This is a genomic window from Hydrogenophaga sp. 5NK40-0174 (genome assembly GCF_040372165.1).
In the GTDB taxonomy this organism is placed as follows: domain Bacteria; phylum Pseudomonadota; class Gammaproteobacteria; order Burkholderiales; family Burkholderiaceae_C; genus Hydrogenophaga.
Genome location: NZ_BAABWG010000002.1, coordinates 398,824 through 423,080 on the forward strand (window position 1 = coordinate 398,824; position 24,257 = coordinate 423,080).

A 24,257-nucleotide genomic window follows, 5' to 3' on the forward strand; every position below is an offset into this window, starting at 1 on the left:
ACACAGGAGAGAGCGCATGAACAGCTACGACCGCTTTGTACTGATAGACGACAATGAAGCGGACAACGTCTACCACGAGATCATGATCCGTCGCGCGGGGTTCACCGGCGAGATCCTGATCTTTTACAGTGGTATCGAGGCGCTCGAGTTTTTTCGCACCGATGCGCTCACCACCAGGATGTGCATTTTTCTCGACATCAACATGCCCCTCATGAGCGGCTTCGAAATGGTCGAGGAAGCCACGCCACTCCTGACGGACAAGCCCAGCCTGCTGCTGGTCATGCTCACATCGTCAGACAACCAGGCCGACAAACAGCGCGCCAAGGCACTCAGCCTCATCAAGGGCTATGTGACCAAACCACTGTCTGTGCCAGTCATCCAGCGACTGCTGGGCGGTGGCATGCCGGACGCGTAACGGAGAGTAGGGCGGGTCGGGCTTGTTGGGTCATGCTCGTCCGGCCCACCAGGGCTCTGCCATTGAACCCTGGATAGCTTTGGTAGTTGCTTCAGGAGTTGCTTCAGGAGTGGCTTCCGATGTGGCGGCAGTTCTCATGGCAATGGCAATGGCAATGAGGCTGAGCTCCGGCCGTGTTTCATCAAAGCAGGGAAGCATGGCCGAAGCCGGTGTCTTTGAAGCGGGCTATCATGGGCGTGTTTCATTTTTGTAGGTCGAAATAATGACTCAATTGATGCACGCGCGCGAAAACAACAATCGTCGCTGGGGATGGGCGTCTTCCTTGCTGGTGGTCGGGGCGATGGCTCTGGCCCAGGCAGCCTGTGCCAATGCCGGTACCGCCGGTGGCCACGGGGCTGCTGGCCCGAGCAACACTTTTGCCGGGTCCTGGTCGGTGAAGGTGTGTGACAAGGCGATGCCTGCCGGCGAGTGTGGCGGCTTCACGGTCGATCTGTTGCAGAAAGGCAGCCGCATCTGCGGCGCGCACCATGCCGCGACGCCACGCCTCTCGCGCATCGATGAAGGGCAGGGCCGATCGGTGGTGGGCACTGTGGTGGGCAACACCGCCGTGCTGACCATTCGCAGCGGGCGCAATGGTGCCATTGCCATGGCCACGCTTGAGAAGCAGGCCGATGGCGTGCATTGGGTGCGTACCGAGAAGGTGCTGGACGGCGAGGGCGGTGATGACCTCATTGCGGTGGACACTGTGCTCGAGCGCAGCAAGCCGGAAGACCTGAATCCGGCAAGTCACGATGCGTTGGCCAGCCTGTGCAAGGCCTATTGGGGCGAGGCACGCTGAAGCCAGACCTGTCGCCTGCCCAGTGGAAGGTCTGAACGCTCAATGCGGCCGGCCACTGGGCGCCACAACAAAGAGCCTGCAGGGCAGAGGGAGGATCAAGAATCATGGATTACCAATCGCTGGATGCCGCCACTTACGCAGCCCGCTTGCGTCAGGTCATCGCGGAAACCGAATCGCTTCATGGGCATGCGCAGGACGTGGGAGATGGCAAGGCCACCATCGGCTGGGGCTATACCTTCAACCGCAACAACAACGCAGCCATCTGGCAGGCGTCCGGCATTGCGCTGACTGACGACCAATGGCGGCAGATTCGGGCCATCGATGCGGCCGGCACGGATGCCGAGAAAACGCGTCTTGGTCTGGCGTTCAGCCGCGAGCTCAGCGAGGCTGAGGCTGACCAGTTGCTGGTGGCCTCGGCTGCCGAATATGCGGTGCACGCGGACAGGCTGGGCATGCCTGACTCCCACGAACGCCTGGCCCTCACTTCCGTGACCTACAACCGGGGTGTCACGGCCATGAGAGGCCACCCCTTGCTCGACGCCATCGAAACGGGCAACCGTGCGGAGGCCTGGTATCAGCTGCGCTACAACTGCTGGGGCTCGAATGCGCCCTATGAAGCTGGCTTGCGCAAGCGGCGCCTGGTGGAGGCCGAGGTGTTCGGCCTTTACGACGACGAGCAGAACGTGACACCCGAAGAAGCCAAATCGGTCATGCAGATGCTCACGCTGCACCGCGACCACATCCAGGACGTGGAGGGTCGGTGGGGCGAGACGCTGACCGGACAGGCCGGCGCCCGCGACCTGCTGGCCCTGGCCAATCGCGACTACCCCGGCGTGACGGGCACCTTTGGCGAAGCGCCCACCATTCGTGACGCGCTTGAACCGGCGCGCCTGGCCTGGATGGCGCATTTGCGTGAGACCTATCCCGAAGTGGCCGACGCACTGGGCGATGACCGTTTTGATGTGGCAGGCATCTATGTCGATCCCGGTCGCGATCTGGCTGCCGGACAGAACCACACGACAGCAGACCAGCCGGACCCGAACCATGCGGCCACGTTGGACACGCCCGTGCGGCGAGAAGAGCCTGCGCGCGAAGACCTGATGGTCGGGCTGGGCGGCGATGATGTGCTCAAGAGCGGCAATGCCAATGACGTGCTCATTGGCGGCGGCGGTCGCGACCGCCTTGAGGGCGGCGCAGGCATGGATCTGTATGTCGTAGAGGCCAACGCCACGATCGCCGACAGAGACGGTCAGGGGATGGTGTTCTGGGGAGGGAAGGCCCTCAACGGTTCGCCTGAACAGGGGTTCACCTATCGCAAGGAAAGTGGCCACCTGGTGGTGACCAATGCGCAGGGTGAACACATCACCATTGAAAACTACCAGGGCGGCCTCGGCATCACGCTGCCGCCAGACGAGCCGGAAAAGGAGGCCTCGCTCGACCCGGCGGACGCGCCTCACAGTCTCGACCCGCTGCGCGAAGCCATGGACGAGGCGGGCTACTCCGCGCAAGACCAGCAACGAATCGCGCAGGCCTGGGAGCAACACCTGGCCGCAAAAGGCCTGGGCGAGCCCGAGCGCCTGATGCTCAGCCAGGACGGTTCACGCATTGCAGCCTTGCACAACGGCATCCTGACCGAGTTGAACGTGGCAGACGCGCTGAGCGCATCGCCCACCGCACAGGAGGCGGCGCAGCCCCAGAGCGTCACCGGGCAGGCCCTGGCGCAGACCGAACCCACAGAGCAGATGGAACTAGAGGCGTCTCGCAGCATTTGATGTCAGGCTGAACAGAGGGGATACTCGGCGCAGCGCCGTCTGCTTTCAGAAGAGGGCCAATGACGCACGCGCCAGCCATCAGGAGACAACACCCCATGCCCGTCATCTACGAAAAGCGAACCTACTCCGTCATCGTCGGCCAGATGCCGGAGGTGATGCGTCTCTACACCACGCAGGGTTGGCCCGCGATGGAGGCCGGTGGGTTTGGCGAGAAGTGTGTGGGCTATTTCACCAGTGATACCGGCGAGCTGCATCAGCTGGTGCACCTGTGGCGTTTTGAAAGCGACGACGACCGGCGCGACTTCTGGAAGCGGCTGATGCAGGATGATGACTTCATGGCATTTGCCCGGCAGTTGCGGCCGCTGCTCAAGACGCAGGATAACCAGCTGCTGCTGGCGGCGCCCTGGGGGACGCATCCTTGAGCGGACAGCTGCCTGGCAAGCTGAGCATTCGCCTCGAAACCGAAGCGGACCACCGGTCCGTGGAAATGCTCACCCGTGAAGCGTTCTGGAATCTCTACCGGCCTGGCTGTGATGAGCACTACACCACGCACCTGATCCATGGTCACGACGATTATCTGCCAGACCTCACATTTGTTGCCGAGGTCGACGGCGAACTGGTGGGCAGCATTGTCTACACCCGCTCATTCCTGGTGAACGAACAGACGGGCCAGCGAGCAGAGACGGCTACCTTCGGGCCACTGTGCGTGCACCCGGCCTGGCAGCGCAAAGGTGTGGGCGCGGCGCTGATCCAGCACACGAAAGCCCTGGCGACGCAAAAAGGCTATGCGGCCATTGCCATCCTGGGCGATCCACACAACTACTGCAAGCACGGCTTTCAGACCGGACGTGACCTCAACGTGTGCATGTCCGGTGGGCGCTACCCTCTGGGTTTGCTTGTGCTGCCATTGCGTCAGGGCTTCTTCGATGCCAGCGCTAGTGCGTCGGAGGCGCCCGCTCGCTGGACACTGCACATCAGCCCGGTGTTCGAGTTCGACCCCGCCGCCGCGGAGGCGTACGACGCGCGGTTTCCACCCAGGGAGAAGCGTCACCAGTGGTCGCAAGACCTGTTTTCCATGCTGGTGCGTTCGGTGGTGGAGTAGCAGCGCCCCATACAATGGTCGCCTCTCCCGGTGTGCGTGCCAGGAGATTTCATTTCTCGTCGTTAGTCTTTCGTCTTTCGTCTTTCGTTCTTCATCGTTTACCCGTCTCCAGACATCAACCCCCATGAGTGCCTTGCCTCCTTGCCCTGCCTGCAATTCCACCTACACCTATGAGGATGGCGACATGCTGATGTGCCCCGAGTGCGCGCATGAGTGGAAAGCGGGAGAAGAAGCGGTGGCCGGGCAGGACGACGATGTGATTGACGCCAAGGATGCCAACGGCAACGCGCTGGCCGATGGGGATGACATCGTGGTCATCAAGGACCTCAAGGTCAAGGGTTCGTCACTGGTGGTGAAAATTGGCACCAAGGTCAAAGGCATTCGCCTGGTCTCGGGTGATCACAACATCGATTGCAAGGTTCCGGGCGTGGGCGCCATGAAGCTCAAATCCGAGTTCGTGAAAAAGGCCTGATCACATTTCGCTACCCCTGACGGAAGGGGGTGACGGTAAGGTCGGAGTTCCATAGCCTCAAAAGCCCACAGGTGCGAAGACGAATCCGGCCCGCTCCTGCACACTTGAATCTCCGGGGTGAATTGCCATGCAGAAAACCGTCTTGCCACTGATGTTGTCCCTGGCCATGTCGTGCTCGTCCCTGCTGATGATGGCGCGGGCCTCTGCCCAGACCGGACAACAGGAGACACAACAGCGCTTCCCCGACGTGATCGGCGTGAAGGTCAGGCCTGCTGCCGGTGGCGGCCGGCAGTTCGACTTCGATGTCACCATCTCTTCGCCCTACGACACACCAGACCGGTACGCGGATGGGTTCAGGGTCAAGGGCAAGGACGGTACCGTTTACGGTGTGCGCAAGCTCTGGCACGACCATGCGGGCGAGCAGCCGTTCACCCGGGATCTCTACGGGGTCGACATTCCGTCCGGCGTGAGCAGCGTGACCGTCGAAGCGCGCGACCAGCAGCATGGCTGGGGTGGCGAAACACTTGACGTGATCCTGCCAAAGAAGCGTTGAGCTTCAGCGCGCGCTGCTGCCCAGAGAGAGCATCCGGTAGGCCTGAGGTGGCAGGCCGGCAGCGAGTTTGAACACCCTGCTGAAATGAGCCGAGTCGGCGAAGCCACACCGGTGTGCAATGCTGGTCAGCGGCTCGTGCGTTTCGATCACGGCATCGATGCCTGCATGCAGCCGCAATGCCCGCAACAGCACTGGCCAGGTGATGCCTCGTTGCGCCAGCTTGCGCTGGAAATTGCGCGGGGACATGTGCATCATTTCTGCTGCGCGCTCGAGCCCCCAGTTGTCGTCGGGAGCTTCGCTGACACGTACGAGCAGTGGCATCAAGGGGTCCGATGCACTCAAACCATTGAGTTGCGTCAGTGCGATGGGCTGGGTGGGGCGCGCCAGCATGGCAACCCGCCCCTGTTGATCACCCGTTGATCTGTCGGTATCGGCCAATGCCTGTCCGCCCATGCGCTCAAATGCGGCAGCGATGACATGGCTGAGAAACCTCGCCACTCGGGGCGACTGGTGCGACTGGTTGGCGCCAATGCTCACGCGGATGGCGTGCGCACCGTCGAGTTGGAGTTTGGTGTGGTAGTGGCCGGGCAGGGAGTCGCTGATGAGGTTCCAGCGCCGCACAAAATCCTTCTCGTCCCGTGACGAGCCCAGCAGCCGAACCACCGGCGCCGATTCCGCCACACAGACCAGCCGCGCGGCAGCCTGCATGCCGGCGTCGCTGTCGGTCAGTCCCGGCAGCGGCGGGGCCAGGTCTTTCATGATGCGTGAGGGCTCTTGCGGCGAATGGACAGGGCTCAGTGCCTGCGTGCCCAGCCGGCACCACATGCTCAAGTCGATTGCAGCCTCTCCGTCGTCGTTAGTCGTCAACGGGTCTGCGGCCGTCCAGGGCGCCACGGCATGGAGGACGCTGTGATGCATGTCCTGCACGGCGCGGACGCGAGGGGGCTGTTGCCCTTTTGTTCGGGCAGAAGTGCTAAGGCTGGTAGGCATCAATGCGGGTTGGCGGGTTGGTTCAAGCTTGTGCCGGCATCACGTGTGAGCATAGGGCATCACGTCAAATGGCGGTCAGACTGACTGCTGTTTGGCTGTTTTTGTATTCTTTTATCTTATTCGGTGATTGTTGCGGGGGAAGGGATGCCAAGTCAACGCTGGAGACGCCGCTTTGGCCACTGGCTCGCCAAGGCCTTTCTGGCCCGGTTCAGGCTGCCAAGAGACGCCGTGCGCTGGGCGTTGCGCAGGCACGCCACCAAGCTGGCTCTCATCACACCTGATCGCAGCCTGACGTATGCCCAGCTTCAGCAGCGTGTGATGCGTCTGGCCGGAGCCCTGCAAGCTGCCGGCATCCAGCCCGGAGACAGGGTCCTGTGCCAATTGCCGGACAGCGCGGCCCTGATCGAGTTGCGCCTGGCTGCGCTGGAGATCGGTGCCGTGTTGATGACCATGCACGCGCACGCCGACAGCGAGCAGGTCTGGAAGGCCATCACGCGCGTGGGGCCCGGGCTGGTGGTAGCGGGCGAACACATGCCGCTGGCTCGTCTGGCCTTGCCTGAAGGCATCATCCGCATCGCGACAGGCGGCCCTTACGAACGATGGGTGGAAGAGGCTGAGCCACTCACTGAGCGCACGCGCTTTGAACCTGAAGCCACCGCAGCGCTGGGCATGACCTCCGGCACCACTGGCACACCCAAGCTGCTCGCTGCGACCCATCGCTCGTTGATGACCAGTCTGCAGCTGCTGATTCGTCATCTGGACCTGGAGGCGGCGACGCACGACATCGGGGTCGCGATGAGCGCCATCCCGTTGTCAGGGGCAGGTGGCGGCATGTTGCTGCCGTCCTTGTTGTCCGGGGCTTCGCTGGTGATTCCGCGCTCCTACGAAACACAGGACCTGGTCAACGCCATTGAAACCCATGGTGTCGAACGCCTGTTCCTCACCCCCAGCCAGATCAGCGATGTTCTGGACCTGTCAGCAGATGACCTGGAGCGCCTGCAATCCTTGCGCCAGATCATTTATGGCACGGAGATCATGCATTTGCCGCACCTGATCGAGGCGATACAGCTGTTCGGTCCGATTCTCCAGCAAGGCTATGGCAGCGCCGAAGTGTTGCCGCCAGTGACCTTGCTGAGCCCGACTGCACACCGCCTGGCCATGGTCAAAGGCGACTGGCATGCACTGCATTCTGTGGGCGCGGCCGTTCCCGAGGTGTCGGTGTCTGTGCGCGGGGCAAACGGACGCTCGCTGCCATCAGGACAGGTGGGCAAAGTATGGGTGACGAGCCCCACACGTTTCTCTGATCACTGGCAGACCGGCCCTGGCCAAGGCCAAGGCCATGAACCGTCAGCCGGTGGCACCATGTCGGAGCCGCTGTACATGGGCGACCTGGGCTACAAGGACGCCATGGGCCGGCTGCACATCATGGGACGGGAAGCCGATGTGATCGTCGTCGATGATGGTGCGCGTCTTTACCCGCGCGAGCTCGAAGATCACATGCTGAGCCACAGGGCCATCAAGGAAGTGGTGGTCACCCAGGGGGCGGACCGACGCGGTCCGGTGCTGGTGGTGGCAGCCTCGCTGCGGCGAAAGCACAAGGTAAAGCTGGCTGATGAGGCGCTGGCCGCTTCCTTGCGCGACCACCTCCAGACGCTCAAAGGCCTGCCACCGTGGCCGGTGGATGTCCGCTTGGTGGAGAAGCTGCCGCGATCGCCGTTGGGTAAGTTGTTGCGCAAGGATGTCCGCCAGATCGCCTTGACTGCGCCGAACGAGGCAGCTGAGTCCGGCGGCCTCAGGCTGGCGTCGTAGCAGGCACCTGGGCCTTTCCTGCGGCCTGCTCAGCCTGCGCTTCCTGTTGGGCCAGCCACAGCTGGTGGAGCAAGGGCAGGTCGATCTCTCCCACTTTCTGTCCGCTGTCGTCCAGCAGCTCGTACAGGAGCTGTCCAGGTTCCGGGCGCATGCTGAACAGCACGATGGCATCTGCGTCTTCACCGCCACCTTCCGTGTGTGGCGTGGTGTCCGCCGGCGAAACGGTGTAGCTGCCTGTGGGGCGCCGCTCCTTGACGCTGCCGTCGGCGTGATAGATCACATGGGTGCCGCGCACCACGAAGGTGTGGTTCAGGGCCATGTGGCGATGCAGGATGATGCGCTGTCCGGCATCGAAGCGAAACAGCACATCGGCAATGCCTTGTGCCAGGTCTACCTGCTGGATGTGGTAGGCGAAGTGCGGCGCGTCGCCAAACGGCTGCCACCGGATCTGGTCGGGGTTGAACCCGGGCTGTTGGTGAGCCGGAGCAGTTGTTTGTGCTTGTGTTTGTGTTTGTGTTTGTGTTTGTGTTTGGGCCATGTGTGTCTCCTCCTGGCTTTCTTGCATCCTGGCTTGTGCCGTGGACAGGGTCGGGTTGAAAAGCCCTATGCTGCCGCGAGGTCCCGCCACAGGTACAGGGCAAGCTGCCCTCGACAAGCCGGGTTCTTTGCCCGGCGCGGACATGAAAAAAGCCGTGGACCCTTTCAGGTTCACGGCTTTTTTGCCAGGAGAGAGGGCCGAATTACTTCAGCTTCACTTCCTTGTATTCCACGTGCTTGCGAGCTTTTGGATCAAACTTTTTGATCAGCATCTTCTCGGGCGTGGTCTTCTTGTTCTTGGAGGTGGTGTAGAAGTGACCGGTTCCAGCAGTGGACTCCAGCTTGATCTTCTCGCGTGCGCCTTTGGTAGCCATGTCGGTTCTCCTTATGCCTGGCCGCGAGCACGCATGTCTGCGAGCACGGCATCAATGCCCTTCTTGTCGATCAGGCGCAGAGCTGCACCCGAGACGCGCAGACGAACCCAGCGGTTCTCGCTCTCGACCCAGAAACGACGATATTGCAGGTTCGGCAGGAACCGGCGCTTGGTTTTGTTGTTGGCGTGGGAAACGTTGTTCCCGCTCATGGGCTTCTTGCCCGTTACATCACATACGCGTGCCATCAGGACACTCCGATACTTGTTTACAGCTGCCGCAGCGGGTTGAAGCCTTCGGACTTTCTTTCATCAAGAAAGCCCTGGTGTTTCCAACTGGCGGTTGAGCCTCACCTCGCCAGATTCTCAGGGTGGCGGTAACCCTTGTGTCTTTGCTGCGCTGACCGTATCCCATATGTGAAGCGGCAAAGGTGCAGCAAAGCCCACGATTGTAGCGCTTTTGACGGTGGCTTGTCACCAGTGGAGCGGCCGTTCGTCGGGCGAGGCGGCCGCCCCGGAGCCTGCCGGGTGCCTGATCAGCCCCCTTGCTGCTCCAGAAAACGCTGCGCGTCCAGTGCTGCCATGCAGCCGGTGCCGGCGCTGGTGATGGCCTGGCGGTACACGTGGTCTTGCACGTCGCCGGCTGCAAAGACGCCTTCCACGCTGGTCATGGTGGCCATGCCATTGGAGCCGGAGCGAGGCACGATGTAGCCGTCCTTCATCTCCAGCTGGCCAGTGAACAGCTCGGTGTTGGGGCTGTGACCGATGGCGATGAAGCAGCCCTGGAGCTTGAGGTCCTCGGTGGCGCCGGTCTGCACGTTCTTGATGCGGGCACCAGTCACGCCGGTCTCGTCGCCCAGCACTTCGTCGAGCACGTTGTGCACCTTGAGCTCGATCTTGCCTTCCTTGACCTTCTCCATGAGCTTGTCGACCATGATCGGCTCGGCGCGGAAAGTGTCGCGGCGGTGGACCAGACTGACTTTGCTGGCGATGTTGGAGAGGTAGAGCGCTTCTTCAACGGCGGTATTGCCACCGCCAACCACACAGACTTCCTGGCCGCGATAGAAAAAGCCGTCGCAGGTGGCGCAGGCCGAGACGCCTTTGCCCATGAAGGCCTCCTCGGATGGCAGGCCGAGGTACTTGGCGGAAGCACCGGTGGCGATGATCAGGGCATCGCAGCTGTATTCGCCGCTGTCACCTTTGAGGGTGAAGGGACGCTTGGAGAGGTCGACCTTGTTGATGTGGTCAAAAATGATCTCGGTATTGAAGCGCTCGGCGTGCTTGAGGAATCGCTGCATCAGCTCCGGACCCTGCACGCCGTCGGCGTCGGCAGGCCAGTTGTCGACCTCGGTGGTCGTCATGAGCTGCCCCCCCTGGGCAATGCCGGTGATGAGAACGGGGTTGAGGTTGGCGCGTGCGGCATACACGGCCGCCGTGTAGCCGGCAGGTCCTGAACCGAGAATGAGTACTTTGGTGTGCTTCATGACGCTTTTGCGCTGCATTGGGCGCAATCTGTGGTTTAGAGTGTATTTGCGGGCCTTTTTTGGCCCATTACGTGAAATTATTCCGCTACATTAAAGCAGTGTCACTTGGCTGACATTGCCATTCTAAGAAAAGTGCTGCTGTGAAGCAGCCGCGTTAATGGAGCCCATGCATGTCCATATTGTCGAACCTTGAACTGATTCGCCGCGTGCCTCTCTTCTCTACGTTGACGCAGCTGCAGGCCGAATCAGTGGCAGATGCGGTTGTCAAACGGCGGTTCAAGCGCGGCGAAGTCATTGTGGAACAGGGCAAGAAATCCGATTTCCTCGCCATTGTCCTGACTGGCCGTGCCCGGGTCGTGACCACTGACAGCCGCGGCCGTGAGGTCATTCTGGCCACGATGAATCCCGGCGACTACGTTGGCGAAATGAGCCTGATCGACAACCAGCCTCACTCGGCTTCCGTTCGGGCCGAAATCCAGACCGATGTCCTGATTCTCGGCCGTGCCGAGTTTGCGCGCTGCCTGCCCGAAAATACCTCCATGGCCTATGCGGTGATGCGCGGACTGGTCCAGCGCCTTCGCCAGGCCGACCGCAAGATTGAATCGCTGGCCCTGCTCGACGTGTACGGCCGCGTAGCCCGCGCCCTGCTCGAGACAGCGCGCGAAGATCCCGATGGCCGCCTGATCATTCGCGACCGAGTGTCGCGCCAGGACGTGGCCAAGATGATTGGAGCCTCCCGCGAGATGGTCAGCCGGGTCATGAAAGACCTGGAAGACCGCGGCTTCATCGAAGTCGACGAGGACGGCAACACCATCATCAAGGAACGGCTCAATTCCCTGGGCTGACGCTTTCACACGCTCTGTTACGCGTGGCTTTGTGCCACGCGTGCCGGCGTGTTCACATGCGTTAAAGTCGTTGCGGAATTGATCGCCCTTGTATGACCTATTCTCTCAACACACTGAACGCAGACCGGCGGGCCCAGGAACAGGTGCCGACCGGCGTTTCGCGCTTTGCGCACGAGATCGGCCTGGTGCTCGGCGCTGCGGTTCTGGCCTTCTGCCTGCTGGCCTTGCTGACCTACTCATCTGCCGACCCCGCGTGGAGCACTTCGGGCACCAACGACAGGGTCACCAACTGGACGGGCGCATTGGGGGCCTTGCTGGCTGATGCCGGCTACTTCATTGCGGGCTTCTCCGTCTGGTGGGTCTTCCTCGCCGGCTTGCGCGTATGGCTCTCGGCATTGGCCAAGTGGTTGCGCGGCACGCACGGCATTGCGCCAGCCTCCATCGGTGCACCCGACCCGGATGCCTCAGCGTTGCAGCGCTGGTGGCAATCGCGCTGGTCTTTCTGGATCTGCCTGACCCTTTTGCTGGTGGTGAGTGCGGCCCTGGAATGGAGCCGCCTGCACAGCTGGGACAGCGCATTGCCCGGGCATTCGGGCGGCGTGCTGGGGCAGCTGGTGGGTGAGTCTGCCTTGCGCTGGCTGGGGGTGACGGGGTCGGCGCTGGCCTTGCTGGCGCTGGCGGTGGCCGTGACGCCCCGTGTGTTCGATTTTTCCTGGGGCCATTGGGCCGAAGCCATTGGTCAGAAGCTGGTGACCTGGTTTGAAACCCGGCGCGAAAAACGCGAGGCGGTGGAAGACCAGCGCATTGGCGAACAGGCTGCACGTGAGCGGGAAGTGGACGTGGCCGTGGTGCGTGAAGAGATCGAGGATCAGCACCCGGCGCCATTCGTGATCGAGACCCCGACGCCCAAAGTGGTCAAGAGCGAGCGCGTCATCAAGGAACGTCAGAAACCCTTGTTCAAGGAGCTGCCCGACAGCAACCTGCCGCAGGTGGACCTGCTCGACAGTCCGCCAGAGATGCAGTCCACGGTGGACAGCCAGACGCTGGAGATGACCAGCCGCCTGATCGAGAAGAAGCTCAAGGATTTCGGCGTTGAGGTGCGCGTGGTGGCAGCGGCCCCTGGCCCTGTGATCACCCGCTACGAAATCGAGCCGGCCACTGGCGTGAAAGGTTCGCAAATCGTGAACCTGGCCAAGGATCTGGCGCGTTCGCTCTCGCTGGTGTCGATACGTGTGATCGAGACCATTCCGGGCAAGAACCTGATGGCGCTGGAGCTGCCCAACGCCAAACGCCAGACCATCCGCCTGAGCGAAATCCTGGGGTCGCAAACCTATAACGATGCCAAGTCGCTGCTCACCATGGGGCTGGGCAAGGACATCGGCGGTCAGCCCGTGGTGGCGGATCTGGCCAAGATGCCGCACTGCCTGGTCGCTGGTACGACCGGCTCGGGCAAGTCGGTCGGTATCAATGCCATGATCCTGTCGCTGCTGTACAAGGCTGACGCCAAGGACGTGCGCCTGCTGCTGATTGATCCGAAGATGCTGGAGATGAGCGTCTACGAGGGCATTCCGCATCTGCTGGCACCTGTGGTGACTGACATGAAGCAAGCTGGTCACGGCCTGAACTGGTGTGTGGGCGAGATGGAGCGCCGCTACAAGCTCATGAGCAAGATGGGCGTGCGCAACCTGGCAGGCTTCAACACCAAGATGGACGATGCCAAGGCCCGGGGCGAGATCATTCCGAACCCGTTCAGCCTCAACCCTGAAGAACCTGAGCCGCTGGATCGTCTGCCTTACATCGTGGTGGTCATCGACGAACTGGCCGACCTGATGATGGTGGTCGGCAAGAAGATCGAAGAACTCATCGCCCGTCTGGCGCAGAAGGCCCGCGCCGCAGGCATTCACCTCATTCTGGCGACGCAGCGCCCCAGCGTGGATGTGATCACCGGCCTGATCAAGGCCAACATCCCGACGCGCCTGTCTTTCCAGGTCAGCAGCAAGATCGACAGCCGCACCATTCTCGACCAGATGGGGGCCGAGACGCTGCTGGGCATGGGCGACATGTTGTACCTGCCCTCCGGCACGGGCTTCCCGACGCGCGTGCACGGCGCTTTCGTCAGTGACGACGAAGTGCACCGTGTGGTGGCCTATCTCAAGGAGCAGGGGGGCGAGCCCAACTATGTGGAGGGACTGCTCGAAGGCGGTGCAGGAGAAGGCGGCGCGGACATCTTCGGCGAAGGTGGTGACGGCGAAGGTGGCGAGAAGGACCCGCTGTACGACCAGGCGGTGGCCATTGTCATCAAGGACCGCAAAGCCAGCATCTCCTACGTGCAGCGCAAGCTCAAGATCGGCTACAACCGTGCGGCCCGCCTGCTCGAAGACATGGAGAACGCCGGTCTGGTCAGTGCCCTGACCTCCAGCGGCCAGCGCGACATCCTGGTGGCTTCGCGCGAAGATTGATACCGGGCGCTGTGCCGGGAAGAAACCTTGCGCAGTGCTTTGAACCAACCGCCTGCGGGCGGGTCAGACTCACCATGATCAAACTCAGACACGTTTTCATCGGAGCGGCCTTGAGCTGCACGACATGGCTTGCCCACGCGGGGGGCATCAGCGCACTGGAACAGTTCGTACAGAAAACCCGCAGCGGCGACGCGGCCTTCACGCAGACAGTGACCTCGCCGAAGCGCCAGGGTGAAGAAGTCCAGCGCCAGAAGACGTCGAGCGGGCGGTTTACCTTCTTGCGCCCAGACAGGTTCCGGTTCGTCTACGCCCGGCCCTTCGAGCAGGTGATCGTGGCCGACGGACACACACTCTGGTTTTTTGACGCCGACCTCAATCAGGTCACCAAGCGCGACCAGCAGCAGGCACTGGGCAGCACGCCGGCAGCCCTGATCGCCTCCAGCACAGACATGGGCAGCGTGCGAAAGTCGTTCGAGCTCAAGGATGTGGACGGCGGTGACGGACTGGCCTGGCTGGAAGCGAGGCCAAAGCGGCAGGACGGCCAGGTAGAGCTCGTGCGCATGGGCTTTGATGGCGACCGTCTGGCTCGCCTGGAGATCACCGACGGGCTGGGTCAGGTGTCCGTGCTGGCCTTCAGTGGGTGGAACGATGGTGCATCGTTGAAGCCCGATGATTTCCTGTTCGAGGTGCCGCAGGGTGCCGATGTGATCAGCCAGTGAGCATCCAGCCGTGACGGGAATGCACGTACCGCTGGCCGAGCGCCTTCGACCCAAGAGTCTCTCCGAGGTCATTGGTCAGCAGCAGGTGCTGGGTGAGGGCATGGCTTTGCGCCTGGCGTTTGAATCGGGCCAGCCGCACAGTTGCATTCTCTGGGGGCCGCCGGGCGTTGGCAAAACCACCATTGCACGTTTGATGGCCGACGCGTTTGACGCGCAGTTCATCACCATCAGTGCAGTCCTCGGGGGTGTCAAGGACATTCGCGAGGCCGTGGAGCAGGCGCAGGCTGCGCGCGATGGCTTGCAGGCCCAGCGCACGATCGTGTTTGTCGACGAGGTGCACCGGTTCAACAAGAGCCAGCAGGACGCCTTCCTGCCGCACGTGGAAAGTGGCCTGTTTACCTTCATCGGCGCCACCACCGAGAACCCGTCCTTTGAGGTGAATTCGGCCCTGCTCTCGCGGGCTGCGGTGTATGTGCTGCAGCCGCTGGGCAACGAGGATCTGCGTCAGCTGGTGCAGCGGGCGCAGGCCATCAAAGCCGTGCCAGCCGTGGAAGAGGCCGCCCTCGAGCGCTTGCTGGGATATGCCGACGGCGACGCACGGCGGTTGCTCAACACGCTGGAGACACTGGCGGTAGCCGCGGGCAAGGAAAAGCGTGAGCAGGTCACCGACGAGTGGCTGCTGAAGGTTCTGGGCGAGCGGATGCGTCGCTATGACAAAGGTGGCGAGCAGTTCTACGACACCATCAGTGCACTGCACAAGAGCGTTCGTGGCTCGGACCCGGACGCGGCACTGTATTGGTTTGTTCGAATGCTCGATGGCGGTGCAGACCCTCGCTATCTGGCGCGCCGTTTTGTGCGCATGGCCAGTGAAGACATCGGACTGGCCGACCCTCGGGCGCTGCGGCTGGCACTCGATGCGGCCGAAGTGTATGAGCGTCTGGGCTCACCGGAAGGAGAATTGGCCCTGGCCGAGTGCGTGGTTTATCTGGCCGTGGCGCCCAAGTCTAATGCGGTCTATGTCGCCTACAACCAGGCCAGGGCTTTTGTTCGAAAAGACGGTTCACGCCCGGTGCCCATGCATTTGCGCAATGCCCCGACCAAGCTCATGAAGGAGCTGGACTACGGCAAGAACTACCGATACGCCCACGATGAGCCAGATGGCTTTGCCGCCGGCGAGGTTTACCTGCCCGACGGCATGGTCGAGCCCGGCTTCTACCAGCCGGTGGAGAGGGGGCTCGAGATTCGCATCGCGGAAAAAATGCGCCAGTTGCGCGCACGAAACGAGGAAGCGCGCCATTCCTCGGAGACGGGCGGCCGAGCCAAATAGGTCGCTGCGGCTGCGATCTGTCTATGCGCCGGGCCCCGCTATTTCCGCTCCAAATGGTTCAATTTCGCGAATTTTGCGCACTGAGCCGCAAAAAAGTATCAGCCGCATCGGTGCTTGCACGTATTCGGTGCATGAGCGGCCGGGATAAAATGTCTGGTTACAACCCGCTGTCTGGTGTCGTCCAATCGTTCCAGGCATGGCGGGTTTTTTGCTAAGCCGAAGAATCGATAAACGCGCATCTCTCGTCCACAAGACGTGGAGCTGCAAGGGGCCAGACGGCCCCACCTTCCAACCAAACGGAGTCTTGCATGGACAGTACCCTGCTACAGCAGATCATCAACGGTCTGGTGCTTGGCAGCATGTATGCACTGGTGGCCTTGGGCTACACCATGGTGTACGGGATCATCGGCCTCATCAACTTCGCCCATGGCGAGGTCTTGATGGTAGGCGCCTTGACCAGCTGGAGCATTATCAGCCTCATGACGGATGCGGCCGTTGGCATGCCAGGGTGGTCCATCCTGCTGCTGGCGATGCTGATATCCATGTTTGTGTGTGGTGCCTTGAACTGGACCATCGAGAAGCTGGCCTACCGGCCACTGCGGAACTCGCCCAGACTGGCCCCGCTGATCACCGCGATCGGTATGTCGCTGCTGCTGCAGACGCTGGCCCAGATGATCTGGAAGCCCAACCCCAAGCCATTTCCGTCCATGCTTTCGCGCGAACCGATCGAGATCGGTGGCGCAGTGATTTCGGTGACGCAGATCACCATTCTGGCAACCACGGTGGTGTCGCTGGCCCTGCTCATGTGGATCGTCAACCGAACCAGCCTGGGCCGCGCCATGCGGGCCACGGCCGAAAACCCGCGCGTCGCTGCACTGATGGGCATCCGTCCTGACGTGGTGATTTCCGCGACCTTCATCATCGGCGCCATGCTGGCGGCGGTGGCCGGCGTGATGTGGGCGTCCAACTACGGTACGGTCCAGCACACCATGGGTTTCATGCCTGGTCTCAAGGCCTTTGTGGCCGCCGTGATGGGCGGTATTGGCAACCTCGCGGGCGCTGTGGTCGGGGGCGTGGCCCTGGGCCTGATCGAATCGCTGGGCGCTGGCTATCTTGGCGCGCTCACTGGTGGCTTCCTGGGCAGCCAGTACAGCGACATCTTTGCATTCGTGGTGCTGGCCCTGGTGCTGACCCTGCGTCCTTCGGGGCTGCTGGGTGAGCGTGTGGCTGACCGGGCTTGATGGCGAAGGAGCATCTCAAATGACTCAAAACAAATCGACCAAGCTCATCATGTTCGCCGTGGCTGCCGTGGCGCTGATGGTCTTTCCGCTGCTGCTGCAGGCCACGGGCAACAATTCCTATGCCCGTATCGTCGACCAGGCACTGCTCTATGTGCTGCTGGCGCTGGGCCTGAACATTGTGGTGGGCTACGCCGGGCTGCTCGATCTGGGCTACATCGCGTTCTATGCGGTGGGTGCCTATCTTTACGGCTTGCTGGCCTCGCCCCATCTGGTGCAGGCGTTTCCTGCCATTGCCGAGGCATTCCCGGGCGGCATGCACACCAACATCTTTCCGGTGCTGATCATTGCCGCGATTTTTGCCGGCATCGTGGGCATGATTCTGGGGGCGCCAACGCTCAAGCTGAGAGGCGACTACCTGGCCATCGTGACACTGGGCTTTGGCGAGATCATTCGCATCTTCATGCTCAACCTGGATCGTCCGATCAACATCACCAACGGCCCCAAGGGCTTGCCGCAGGTGGATGCGCCCAACGTTCTGGGCATCAGCTTCGCCAAGCGCCTGACCATAGGCGACTACACGATCGAGCCGGTGACCATGTACTACTACCTGTTCCTGGCGTTTGTGATCATGTCGGTGTTCATCTCGTATCGCCTGCAGGATTCCCGTATCGGCCGGGCCTGGATGGCGATTCGTGAAGACGAAACGGCGGCCAAGGCCATGGGTCTGAACACCCGCAACCTGAAGCTGCTGGCCTTCGGCATGGGCGCCACGTTTGGCGGCATCTCCGGTGTGCTGTTTGCGTCTTTCCAGCGTGGCGTCTATCCCGAATCCTTCATCCTGATGGAATCGGTGATGGTGGTGGCCATGGTGGTGCTGGGCGGCCTGGGCCACATCCCGGGGGTCATCCTGGGTGCGCTGCTGCTGGCCGCGCTGCCAGAGGTGCTGCGCCATTTTGCTGGCCCGCTGGGCCAGCTGACCGACGGTCGTCTGGCACCCGAGATCCTGCGTCAGCTGCTCATCGCGCTGGCGATGATTGTGGTGATGCTGGTGCGGCCGAAAGGTTTGTGGCCATCCCCAGAGCACGGCAAGTCGCTGGCACGTTGATCAAGGAGAACAGCGACATGAGTGAAACCATTCTCCGAGTGAGCGATGTCTCCAAACGCTTTGGTGGCCTGCAGGCCCTCAGCGATGTGGGACTGGAAATCCAGCGTGGCCAGGTCTATGGCCTGATCGGCCCCAATGGTGCCGGCAAGACCACCTTCTTCAACGTGCTGACCGGCCTGTACACACCGGACAGCGGATCGTTCGAACTGGCTGGCAAGCCCTATGTGCCAACGGCGGTTCACGAAGTGGCAAAGGCGGGCATTGCCCGCACTTTCCAGAACATTCGCCTCTTTCCCGAGATGACCGCGCTGGAAAACGTCATGGTGGGTCGGCACGTGCGAACCCATTCCGGGTTGATCGGTGCTGTGTTTCGCACCAGTGGCTTCCGCAAGGAAGAAGCCGAGATCCGTGCCAGAGCCGAGGAGTTGCTCAAGTACGTGGGTATCGAGCGATTTGCCGAATTCAAGTCGCGCACGCTCAGCTATGGTGACCAGCGCCGACTGGAGATTGCACGCGCTTTGGCCACCGATCCGCAGCTGATTGCACTGGACGAGCCTGCAGCGGGCATGAATGCCACTGAAAAGGTGCAGTTGCGGGAGCTGATCGACCGCATTCGCCAGGACAACCGCACCATTTTGCTCATCGAGCACGATGTGAAGCTGGTCATGGGGCTGTGCGACAAGGTGACCGTGCTGGACTACGGCAAACAGCTCTCCAGCGGTACGCCCGCAGAGGTCCAGAACGACCCCAAAGTGATCGAGGCCTACCTCGGCACCGGCAACTGAAGCAGAAGCAGAAGGCGACAAACACATCATGTCCAACACACTTCTCAAAGTCAGCGGCCTCAAGGTGTCCTATGGTGGCATCAAGGCCGTCAAAGGCATCGACCTCGAGGTTCAAGAGGGCGAACTCATTTCGCTGATCGGATCCAATGGTGCGGGCAAGACCACCACCATGAAAGCCATCACCGGCTCCCTGCAGTTCGAGGGCGGTGACATTGCCTACCTCGGCCAGAACATTCAGGGCCAGGGTGCCTGGGACCTGGTGCGCCAGGGCCTGGCCATGGTGCCTGAGGGCCGTGGCGTGTTCACCCGGATGAGCATCACGGAAAACCTGCTCATGGGTGCTTATGTGCGCTCGGACAAGGCCGAAATTGATCTGGATGTCGAGCGCATGTTCGGTATCTTTCCCAGACTCAAGGAACGCAAGGACCAGCTCGCCGGCACCATGAGCGGTGGCGAGCAGCAGATGCTGGCCATGGCCCGTGCGCTCATGAGCCGCCCCAAGCTGCTCTTGCTCGACGAGCCGTCCATGGGGCTATCGCCCATCATGGTCGACAAGGTGTTTGAGGTCGTGCAGGACGTCAAGGCACAGAACGTCACCATCCTGCTGGTGGAGCAGAACGCCCAACGCGCCCTGCAGATCGCCGATCGGGGCTACGTGATGGATTCGGGCGAAATCACCATGACCGGTACGGGCAAGGAGCTGCTGGTCGATCCGCGTGTCCGTGAGGCCTATCTGGGCCACTGATACCGGCTGCCGACCATCGGGGTCGGCAATAAATCTACAATCAAGGGTTTGGGCGTCTTCCCCAGGAGGGAGGGACGCCTTTGCCCTTTGCACTTCTCACATCCTGTCATGACCACTGCCGATCCATCCCAGGCGCCAGGCGCCGCACCCGCCGCCGACGAGAACCAGCTGATTGCCGAGCGCCGCGAGAAGCTGGGCCACCTTCGCGAGGCACAGCAGCGTGGTGAGGGCGTGGCTTTCCCGAACGACTTCAAACCGGCGGACAAGGCAGAGAACCTCTTTGCCCTGCATGGTGAGGCGACCAAGGAAGCGCTGGAGGCCAACCCGGTTCGTGCCAGCGTGGCCGGCCGCATGATGCTCAAGCGCGTGATGGGCAAGGCCAGCTTTGCCACATTGCAGGATTCGTCTTTTGGCCCGTCTGGCGGCCGGATCCAGATCTACCTGAACAATGACAGCGTCGGCGCTGATGTGCATGCCGCATTCAAGCACTGGGATCTGGGCGACATCGTGTCCGCTGAAGGCGTGCTGTTCAAGACCCGCACGGGGGAGCTGACCGTCCACGCCGACAAGATCCGGCTGCTGACCAAGAGCCTGCGCCCGCTGCCGGACAAGTTTCATGGCGTGCACGACCAGGAAATCAAATACCGCCAACGCTATGTGGACCTCATGACCGACGAGGCAGCGCGCCGCCGATTCATGGTGCGCAGCAAGGCGATGTCGGCCATGCGCGAGTTCATGGTCAGCCACGATTTCCTGGAAGTCGAAACACCCATGCTTCACCCCATTCCGGGTGGTGCCAATGCCAAGCCGTTCGAGACGCACCACAATGCGCTCGACCAGCAGATGTTCCTGCGCATTGCGCCCGAGCTTTACCTCAAGCGCCTGATTGTGGGCGGCTTTGAGCGTGTGTTCGAGATCAACCGCAATTTCCGCAACGAAGGCATTTCCGTTCGCCACAACCCCGAATTCACCATGATGGAGTTCTATGCGGCGTACTGGAACTACCAGGATCTCATGGGTTTCACCGAGCAGATGATCCGTCACGCTGTGCGTTCGGTGATGGGCGAAGGCCCGCTGACCTACCAGGGTCAGGAGATTCATGTGGAGCAGCCGTTTGAGCGCCTGACCATCCGAGAAGCCATCATCAAGTACACGCAAGCGGGCGAGCATGTGGATGACGCGCAGTGGCTGCACAATGCCCTGCGCAAGCTGGGCATGACGGAGGAAAAGGACAAGCTCAGTGGCCGCAGTCTGGCCAGCCTGCAGGTGCTGTACTTTGAAGAGACGGTGGAAGAAAAACTGATCCAGCCGACCTTCATCATGGAGCATCCCACCGAAATTTCACCGCTCGCCCGTGCCAACGACGACCGCCCTGAAGTGACGGAGCGCTTCGAGCTCTACATCACGGGTCGCGAAATCGGCAACGGTTTCTCCGAGCTGAACGACGCCGAAGATCAGGCAGCGCGATTCCACGCCCAGGTGACGCAAAAGGACGGCGGCGACGACGAGGCCATGTACTACGACGCCGACTACATCCGCGCGCTGGAGTACGGCATGCCACCCGCCGGTGGTTGTGGCATCGGCATTGACCGCCTGATGATGCTGCTGACCGACAGCCCCAGCATTCGCGACGTCATTCTCTTCCCTGCCTTGCGTCGCGAAGCCTGACAGACAGGCAGATGAGCTGACGCCCCGCCATTGACTGAGCGGGGCGCTCTTGGCGGGCCATGGCTGATGCTCAGAAGTTGAGCGCAGCGATGGCCCGTTTGTCTTCTGCCTTCAGGTCTTCCAGCGCATCCTGCAGCCAGGCCAGGTGCAGGTTGGGGTCGAGCTCGAGGGCCGGGTCCTGGTCGGGCAGCATGGCCATGACAATCTTCAGGCGCAAGGAAGTTCCTGACGGGAGGTCAGGAGCTGGTCGCAGACCATGAGCGACCAGCGACGTAGCCGTGGACACCACTTGGGAGGGCCGCACCGGACCTTCCATGAGAATGGCCAGTGTCGCGTCGTCCACGCGGGCGGTGGCGTCGACATCACGCGCCTGTGTACGTAAGAGAGAGGCGGTCAGCACCAGTGCGCGGTCGGCCACTTCGCGGCCGTACTGACTGATGAACCAATCGTGGTTGTCCAGTGTGATCAGCAGCAGGGCACAGCGGTAGCGGTAGCGGGTGGCACGCACGAGCGTGTCGTGCAGGCGAACCAGGAAGTTGTGCCGGTTGGTCAGGCCGGTCAGGGGCTCGTTGAGCGCCAGTGCGCGAGCGCGCGTCTGTGCTTCGTGCTGCTCTGCCGACTTGCGGACCAGCGCGTAGAGAAGAATGGGGCCCTGAATGACGGCGCCAATCATCATGCTGTACTGGACCAGGAAACTGTTGGACAGGATGTCCCAGTTGCGCAGCACGGGCATCACGCCGCCAACCAGTATCGGCACCATTCCGGTGGCGATGAGGCGGGCCCAGTCTTCGGGCTGATTCCACCCGAGAACGATGAGGCGGCCGGTGAGGATCAGTGTGAGCAGTCCGCCGAGGGTCAGCAGCTGAAGCGACAAGGTGCTCATGGCCGTCAGATGCCACAGCATGATGACCAGAAAGCCAGGCCCCAGCAGCAGTGCCAATCTGTCGAGCCAGCGGGACATCTTTCCCATGTACACGGCGCGGGCGAAATAGACACCGGCAGCAGCCAGAAGCGGCAGCAGGATGAACTCGGCCTGCGAGTTCCAGAACTGAGCGTGAGGCCACAGGTAGAGCCCACCCACACCGAGAGACGCCGACACCTGCAGTGTCAGGACGGTGGCGTAGAACGCAAAGGCGGTGAAGCTCCTGTCGCGGTAGAACCAGCCATTGACCAGGGTCACAACGATCAACAAAAGCGCTGTGCCGAAGTAGCCACCCAGGATGAACTGCTCGGCCATGCGACTCTCGCGCAACTCGTTCTGGTTGTGCAGTATCAGCGTGCCGGAAAAAGGCACCAGGGGGTGCTGAATACGCACCCAGTAGTGCTGTGCTTGGCCGTCCTGATATCGGGGCAGGTCAAATACGGGGAAGCGGTCGGGTGAGGGCCAGTTGGCAACGGCATAGCGGTCACCGGCGACGGCTCTTTCCCAGGTTCCGTCGGCGTTTCGCCAATAGAGGGCGATCTCGTCGGTGCCGGCCCGGTTGAGTTCGATTTGCCAGTTGGCCTGCCCGGTGTATTCCGTGACGTCAAAGCGAATCCACAGCGCCTTGTTGCCAGACAGCTTGACGCGATGGCCCTCCGGTCGAACTGCAAATGGCAGCTTGCTGAATTCTGCTTCGACTTGCTCGACGCTGCGGGAGCCTTCCGCCTCGACCCAATACAGGCTTCGCCCAGCCAGCTGTATCTCTGGCACATCTTCATTGAGCGCGAAGGGCAGGGTTGGCTGGTTTCCGCTGGTCGCTGCAATGGCCTCACCAGCCCGGGCAGGCGCATGGATAGCAGGCAGCAGGACCAGGACGAGGCCGAGAAAAAGGACTGCCGGGCGAATGATGGCCGGGCGAATGAGTGACAGCATGGCCTGCATTGTCGCCTGAAGTCAGCGGAAAGCAGTACATGGATGTGGCGTGTCTAGCACATTTGATGGAATGACAAAAAAGAAGCGGCACGTCCCTGTTGGGCGTGCCGCTGTGCTCCGGTCAGAAATGGCCGACTCGGATCAGGCGTACTCTTCCAGTGCCTTGCGCATCTTCTTCATGGCGGCCACTTCGATCTGGCGAACCCGCTCGGCGCTGATACCGTACTCGGCAGCCAGCTCGTGCAGCGTCATGCCGCCGGAGCCGTCGTCATTGACCTTCAGCCAGCGCTCGGTGACGATGCGCCGGGAGCGGTCGTCAAGCGATGCCATGGCCTGGGCAACACCTTCGGTGGCCATGTGGTCTCGCTGGGTGGATTCGAGCACCGCGGTGGGCTCGTGCGAGGCATCGGACAACCAGGAGATGGGGCCGTAGCCCTGCTCGGATGCCTCATCTGAGGGAGACGGGTCGAGAATGACATCGCCACCGGCCATGCGCGTTTCCATTTCGCGCACTTCTTCCGGTTTGACGTTCAGGTCTTCTGCCACGACCGCAATCTCTGCGTCAGACAGGCCTTCGCGGTGGGTATCGCCGTCGATGGCTTCGGCGCGAAATCCCTGCTTCTTGGAGCGCAGATTGAAGAACAGCTTGCGCTGGGCCTTGGTGGTGGCCACCTTGACCATGCGCCAGTTCTTGAGGATGTACTCGTGGATCTCGGCCTTGATCCAGTGCATGGCATAGCTGACCAGACGGACGTTCTGGTCCGGATCGAAGCGCTTGACGGCCTTCATCAGGCCGACGTTACCTTCCTGAATCAGATCGCCATGAGGCAGGCCATAGCCCAGATACTGGCGGGCGATGGAGACCACCAGACGCAGATGCGAGAGCACCAGCTTTCCGGCGGCTTCCAGGTCATTGTGATCGCGCAGACGGCGCGCAGCTGTCTGTTCTTCTTCCAGAGTGAGCATGGGCATGCGATTGACTGCCGAAATATAAGCGTCAAGATTGCCCAGCGGGGGAAGGGTGAGTGAGCGGTTGCCCCACGCGCCTGCTTCGGCAACTGCGGCGCCGGATGGGGTCACGTTGGCAAGTGCGAAGTTGTGGGTCATGGGGTCAAGCCTCCTGGAGGAGTTCATCGGTCAATATTAGCACTCTATTGGAGGGAGTG

24 protein-coding genes are annotated in these 24,257 nt (G+C 61.7%); 17 read left to right on the forward strand and 7 right to left on the reverse strand.

What is annotated here, in order from left to right:
* Positions 1-16: 16 nt before the first annotated feature.
* From ABWV89_RS07530 to ABWV89_RS07560, 7 genes are all read left to right on the forward strand, one after another.
* A complete protein-coding gene (locus tag ABWV89_RS07530) occupies positions 17-415 on the forward strand; it encodes a response regulator (protein WP_353395609.1) in 399 nt (132 codons plus the stop codon).
* 274 nt (positions 416-689) lie between these two features.
* Positions 690-1,253: a hypothetical protein gene (locus ABWV89_RS07535; protein ID WP_353395610.1), complete on the forward strand. Its 564-nt coding sequence runs from the start codon at positions 690-692 to the stop codon at positions 1,251-1,253.
* A 104-nt stretch (positions 1,254-1,357) separates the two neighbouring features.
* Entirely contained in the window at positions 1,358-3,025 is a 1,668-nt protein-coding gene (locus tag ABWV89_RS07540) for a glycoside hydrolase family protein (protein ID WP_353395611.1), read from the forward strand.
* A 95-nt stretch (positions 3,026-3,120) separates the two neighbouring features.
* Positions 3,121-3,447: an NIPSNAP family protein gene (locus ABWV89_RS07545; RefSeq protein ID WP_353395613.1), complete on the forward strand. Its 327-nt coding sequence runs from the start codon at positions 3,121-3,123 to the stop codon at positions 3,445-3,447.
* On the forward strand, positions 3,444-4,127 hold the full coding sequence (locus ABWV89_RS07550; RefSeq protein ID WP_353395614.1) for a GNAT family N-acetyltransferase: 684 nt from the start codon (positions 3,444-3,446) through the stop codon (positions 4,125-4,127). The genes ABWV89_RS07545 and ABWV89_RS07550 overlap by 4 nt, the downstream gene beginning before the upstream one ends.
* A gap of 124 nt (positions 4,128-4,251) precedes the next feature.
* Positions 4,252-4,599, forward strand: coding sequence for a zinc ribbon domain-containing protein YjdM (locus ABWV89_RS07555; protein ID WP_353395615.1), 348 nt, complete (start codon positions 4,252-4,254; stop codon positions 4,597-4,599).
* Between the two features lie 127 nt (positions 4,600-4,726).
* Positions 4,727-5,152, forward strand: coding sequence for a hypothetical protein (locus ABWV89_RS07560; RefSeq protein WP_353395616.1), 426 nt, complete (start codon positions 4,727-4,729; stop codon positions 5,150-5,152).
* Between the two features lie 3 nt (positions 5,153-5,155).
* Here the strand turns inward: ABWV89_RS07560 and ABWV89_RS07565 are convergent, their stop codons facing one another.
* Complete coding sequence (locus tag ABWV89_RS07565) at positions 5,156-6,070, reverse strand: helix-turn-helix transcriptional regulator (RefSeq protein WP_353395617.1); 915 nt, start codon at positions 6,068-6,070, stop codon at positions 5,156-5,158.
* A 216-nt stretch (positions 6,071-6,286) separates the two neighbouring features.
* On the opposite strand from ABWV89_RS07565, the gene ABWV89_RS07570 reads away from it, so the two are divergent.
* Positions 6,287-7,951 carry a class I adenylate-forming enzyme family protein gene (locus ABWV89_RS07570; RefSeq protein WP_353395618.1) on the forward strand — a complete coding sequence of 555 codons (1,665 nt, stop codon included), beginning with the start codon at positions 6,287-6,289 and terminating at the stop codon, positions 7,949-7,951.
* Here the strand turns inward: ABWV89_RS07570 and ABWV89_RS07575 are convergent.
* The 4 genes from ABWV89_RS07575 to trxB all read right to left on the reverse strand — a co-directional run bounded on the left by ABWV89_RS07575 (position 7,935) and on the right by trxB (position 10,342).
* Complete coding sequence (locus ABWV89_RS07575; RefSeq protein WP_353395619.1) at positions 7,935-8,489, reverse strand: cupin domain-containing protein; 555 nt, start codon at positions 8,487-8,489, stop codon at positions 7,935-7,937. The two genes, ABWV89_RS07570 and ABWV89_RS07575, sit on opposite strands and share 17 nt — an antisense overlap.
* A gap of 202 nt (positions 8,490-8,691) precedes the next feature.
* A complete protein-coding gene (gene rpmG, locus ABWV89_RS07580) occupies positions 8,692-8,862 on the reverse strand; it encodes a 50S ribosomal protein L33 (RefSeq protein ID WP_353395620.1) in 171 nt (56 codons plus the stop codon).
* An 11-nt stretch (positions 8,863-8,873) separates the two neighbouring features.
* A complete protein-coding gene (gene rpmB, locus ABWV89_RS07585; RefSeq protein WP_353395621.1) occupies positions 8,874-9,107 on the reverse strand; it encodes a 50S ribosomal protein L28 in 234 nt (77 codons plus the stop codon).
* A 287-nt stretch (positions 9,108-9,394) separates the two neighbouring features.
* Entirely contained in the window at positions 9,395-10,342 is a 948-nt protein-coding gene (trxB, locus tag ABWV89_RS07590) for a thioredoxin-disulfide reductase (protein ID WP_353395622.1), read from the reverse strand.
* Positions 10,343-10,512: 170 nt separating this feature from the next.
* Here trxB and ABWV89_RS07595 point away from each other — a divergent pair, with 170 nt between their 5' ends.
* From ABWV89_RS07595 to lysS, 9 genes are all read left to right on the forward strand, one after another.
* Positions 10,513-11,187 carry a Crp/Fnr family transcriptional regulator gene (locus ABWV89_RS07595; protein ID WP_353395623.1) on the forward strand — a complete coding sequence of 225 codons (675 nt, stop codon included), beginning with the start codon at positions 10,513-10,515 and terminating at the stop codon, positions 11,185-11,187.
* 92 nt (positions 11,188-11,279) lie between these two features.
* Positions 11,280-13,646, forward strand: a complete 2,367-nt coding sequence (locus ABWV89_RS07600; RefSeq protein ID WP_353395624.1) for a DNA translocase FtsK — start codon at positions 11,280-11,282, stop codon at positions 13,644-13,646.
* A gap of 74 nt (positions 13,647-13,720) precedes the next feature.
* Positions 13,721-14,365 carry an outer membrane lipoprotein periplasmic chaperone LolA gene (gene lolA, locus ABWV89_RS07605; RefSeq protein WP_353395626.1) on the forward strand — a complete coding sequence of 215 codons (645 nt, stop codon included), beginning with the start codon at positions 13,721-13,723 and terminating at the stop codon, positions 14,363-14,365.
* Between the two features lie 19 nt (positions 14,366-14,384).
* The gene (locus ABWV89_RS07610; RefSeq protein WP_353396060.1) at positions 14,385-15,692 is read left to right on the forward strand and encodes a replication-associated recombination protein A; all 1,308 of its coding nucleotides are present in this window, start codon (positions 14,385-14,387) and stop codon (positions 15,690-15,692) included.
* Positions 15,693-16,000: 308 nt separating this feature from the next.
* Positions 16,001-16,933 (forward strand): branched-chain amino acid ABC transporter permease, encoded by a 933-nt coding sequence (locus ABWV89_RS07615; RefSeq protein ID WP_353395627.1) that lies wholly within the window; start codon positions 16,001-16,003, stop codon positions 16,931-16,933.
* Positions 16,934-16,952: 19 nt separating this feature from the next.
* Positions 16,953-18,038, forward strand: coding sequence for a branched-chain amino acid ABC transporter permease (locus tag ABWV89_RS07620; RefSeq protein ID WP_353395628.1), 1,086 nt, complete (start codon positions 16,953-16,955; stop codon positions 18,036-18,038).
* A 17-nt stretch (positions 18,039-18,055) separates the two neighbouring features.
* Positions 18,056-18,823 (forward strand): ABC transporter ATP-binding protein, encoded by a 768-nt coding sequence (locus ABWV89_RS07625; RefSeq protein WP_353395629.1) that lies wholly within the window; start codon positions 18,056-18,058, stop codon positions 18,821-18,823.
* 28 nt (positions 18,824-18,851) lie between these two features.
* Complete coding sequence (locus ABWV89_RS07630) at positions 18,852-19,568, forward strand: ABC transporter ATP-binding protein (RefSeq protein WP_353395630.1); 717 nt, start codon at positions 18,852-18,854, stop codon at positions 19,566-19,568.
* 108 nt (positions 19,569-19,676) lie between these two features.
* The gene (lysS, locus tag ABWV89_RS07635; protein ID WP_353395631.1) at positions 19,677-21,236 is read left to right on the forward strand and encodes a lysine--tRNA ligase; all 1,560 of its coding nucleotides are present in this window, start codon (positions 19,677-19,679) and stop codon (positions 21,234-21,236) included.
* 70 nt (positions 21,237-21,306) lie between these two features.
* On the opposite strand, the gene ABWV89_RS07640 is transcribed toward lysS, so the two are convergent.
* A complete protein-coding gene (locus ABWV89_RS07640; RefSeq protein ID WP_353395632.1) occupies positions 21,307-23,091 on the reverse strand; it encodes a sensor domain-containing diguanylate cyclase in 1,785 nt (594 codons plus the stop codon).
* Positions 23,092-23,232: 141 nt separating this feature from the next.
* On the reverse strand, positions 23,233-24,198 hold the full coding sequence (gene rpoH, locus ABWV89_RS07645; protein WP_353395634.1) for an RNA polymerase sigma factor RpoH: 966 nt from the start codon (positions 24,196-24,198) through the stop codon (positions 23,233-23,235).
* Positions 24,199-24,257: the final 59 nt, after the last annotated feature.

Bases quoted from the DNA above. Each gene is read 5' to 3' on its own strand.
- ABWV89_RS07530 (WP_353395609.1), top strand. From the start codon at position 17: ATGAACAGCTACGACCGCTTTGTACTGATAGACGACAATGAAGCGGAC.
- ABWV89_RS07535 (WP_353395610.1), top strand. From the start codon at position 690: ATGCACGCGCGCGAAAACAACAATCGTCGCTGGGGATGGGCGTCTTCC.
- ABWV89_RS07540 (WP_353395611.1), top strand. From the start codon at position 1,358: ATGGATTACCAATCGCTGGATGCCGCCACTTACGCAGCCCGCTTGCGT.
- ABWV89_RS07545 (WP_353395613.1), top strand. From the start codon at position 3,121: ATGCCCGTCATCTACGAAAAGCGAACCTACTCCGTCATCGTCGGCCAG.
- ABWV89_RS07555 (WP_353395615.1), top strand. From the start codon at position 4,252: ATGAGTGCCTTGCCTCCTTGCCCTGCCTGCAATTCCACCTACACCTAT.
- ABWV89_RS07560 (WP_353395616.1), top strand. From the start codon at position 4,727: ATGCAGAAAACCGTCTTGCCACTGATGTTGTCCCTGGCCATGTCGTGC.
- ABWV89_RS07565 (WP_353395617.1), bottom strand. From the start codon at position 6,070: ATGCATCACAGCGTCCTCCATGCCGTGGCGCCCTGGACGGCCGCAGAC.
- ABWV89_RS07570 (WP_353395618.1), top strand. From the start codon at position 6,287: ATGCCAAGTCAACGCTGGAGACGCCGCTTTGGCCACTGGCTCGCCAAG.
- ABWV89_RS07575 (WP_353395619.1), bottom strand. From the start codon at position 8,489: ATGGCCCAAACACAAACACAAACACAAACACAAACACAAGCACAAACA.
- rpmG (WP_353395620.1), bottom strand. From the start codon at position 8,862: ATGGCTACCAAAGGCGCACGCGAGAAGATCAAGCTGGAGTCCACTGCT.
- rpmB (WP_353395621.1), bottom strand. From the start codon at position 9,107: ATGGCACGCGTATGTGATGTAACGGGCAAGAAGCCCATGAGCGGGAAC.
- trxB (WP_353395622.1), bottom strand. From the start codon at position 10,342: ATGAAGCACACCAAAGTACTCATTCTCGGTTCAGGACCTGCCGGCTAC.
- ABWV89_RS07595 (WP_353395623.1), top strand. From the start codon at position 10,513: ATGTCCATATTGTCGAACCTTGAACTGATTCGCCGCGTGCCTCTCTTC.
- ABWV89_RS07600 (WP_353395624.1), top strand. From the start codon at position 11,280: ATGACCTATTCTCTCAACACACTGAACGCAGACCGGCGGGCCCAGGAA.
- lolA (WP_353395626.1), top strand. From the start codon at position 13,721: ATGATCAAACTCAGACACGTTTTCATCGGAGCGGCCTTGAGCTGCACG.
- ABWV89_RS07610 (WP_353396060.1), top strand. From the start codon at position 14,385: ATGCACGTACCGCTGGCCGAGCGCCTTCGACCCAAGAGTCTCTCCGAG.
- ABWV89_RS07615 (WP_353395627.1), top strand. From the start codon at position 16,001: ATGGACAGTACCCTGCTACAGCAGATCATCAACGGTCTGGTGCTTGGC.
- ABWV89_RS07620 (WP_353395628.1), top strand. From the start codon at position 16,953: ATGACTCAAAACAAATCGACCAAGCTCATCATGTTCGCCGTGGCTGCC.
- ABWV89_RS07625 (WP_353395629.1), top strand. From the start codon at position 18,056: ATGAGTGAAACCATTCTCCGAGTGAGCGATGTCTCCAAACGCTTTGGT.
- ABWV89_RS07630 (WP_353395630.1), top strand. From the start codon at position 18,852: ATGTCCAACACACTTCTCAAAGTCAGCGGCCTCAAGGTGTCCTATGGT.
- lysS (WP_353395631.1), top strand. From the start codon at position 19,677: ATGACCACTGCCGATCCATCCCAGGCGCCAGGCGCCGCACCCGCCGCC.
- ABWV89_RS07640 (WP_353395632.1), bottom strand. From the start codon at position 23,091: ATGCTGTCACTCATTCGCCCGGCCATCATTCGCCCGGCAGTCCTTTTT.
- rpoH (WP_353395634.1), bottom strand. From the start codon at position 24,198: ATGACCCACAACTTCGCACTTGCCAACGTGACCCCATCCGGCGCCGCA.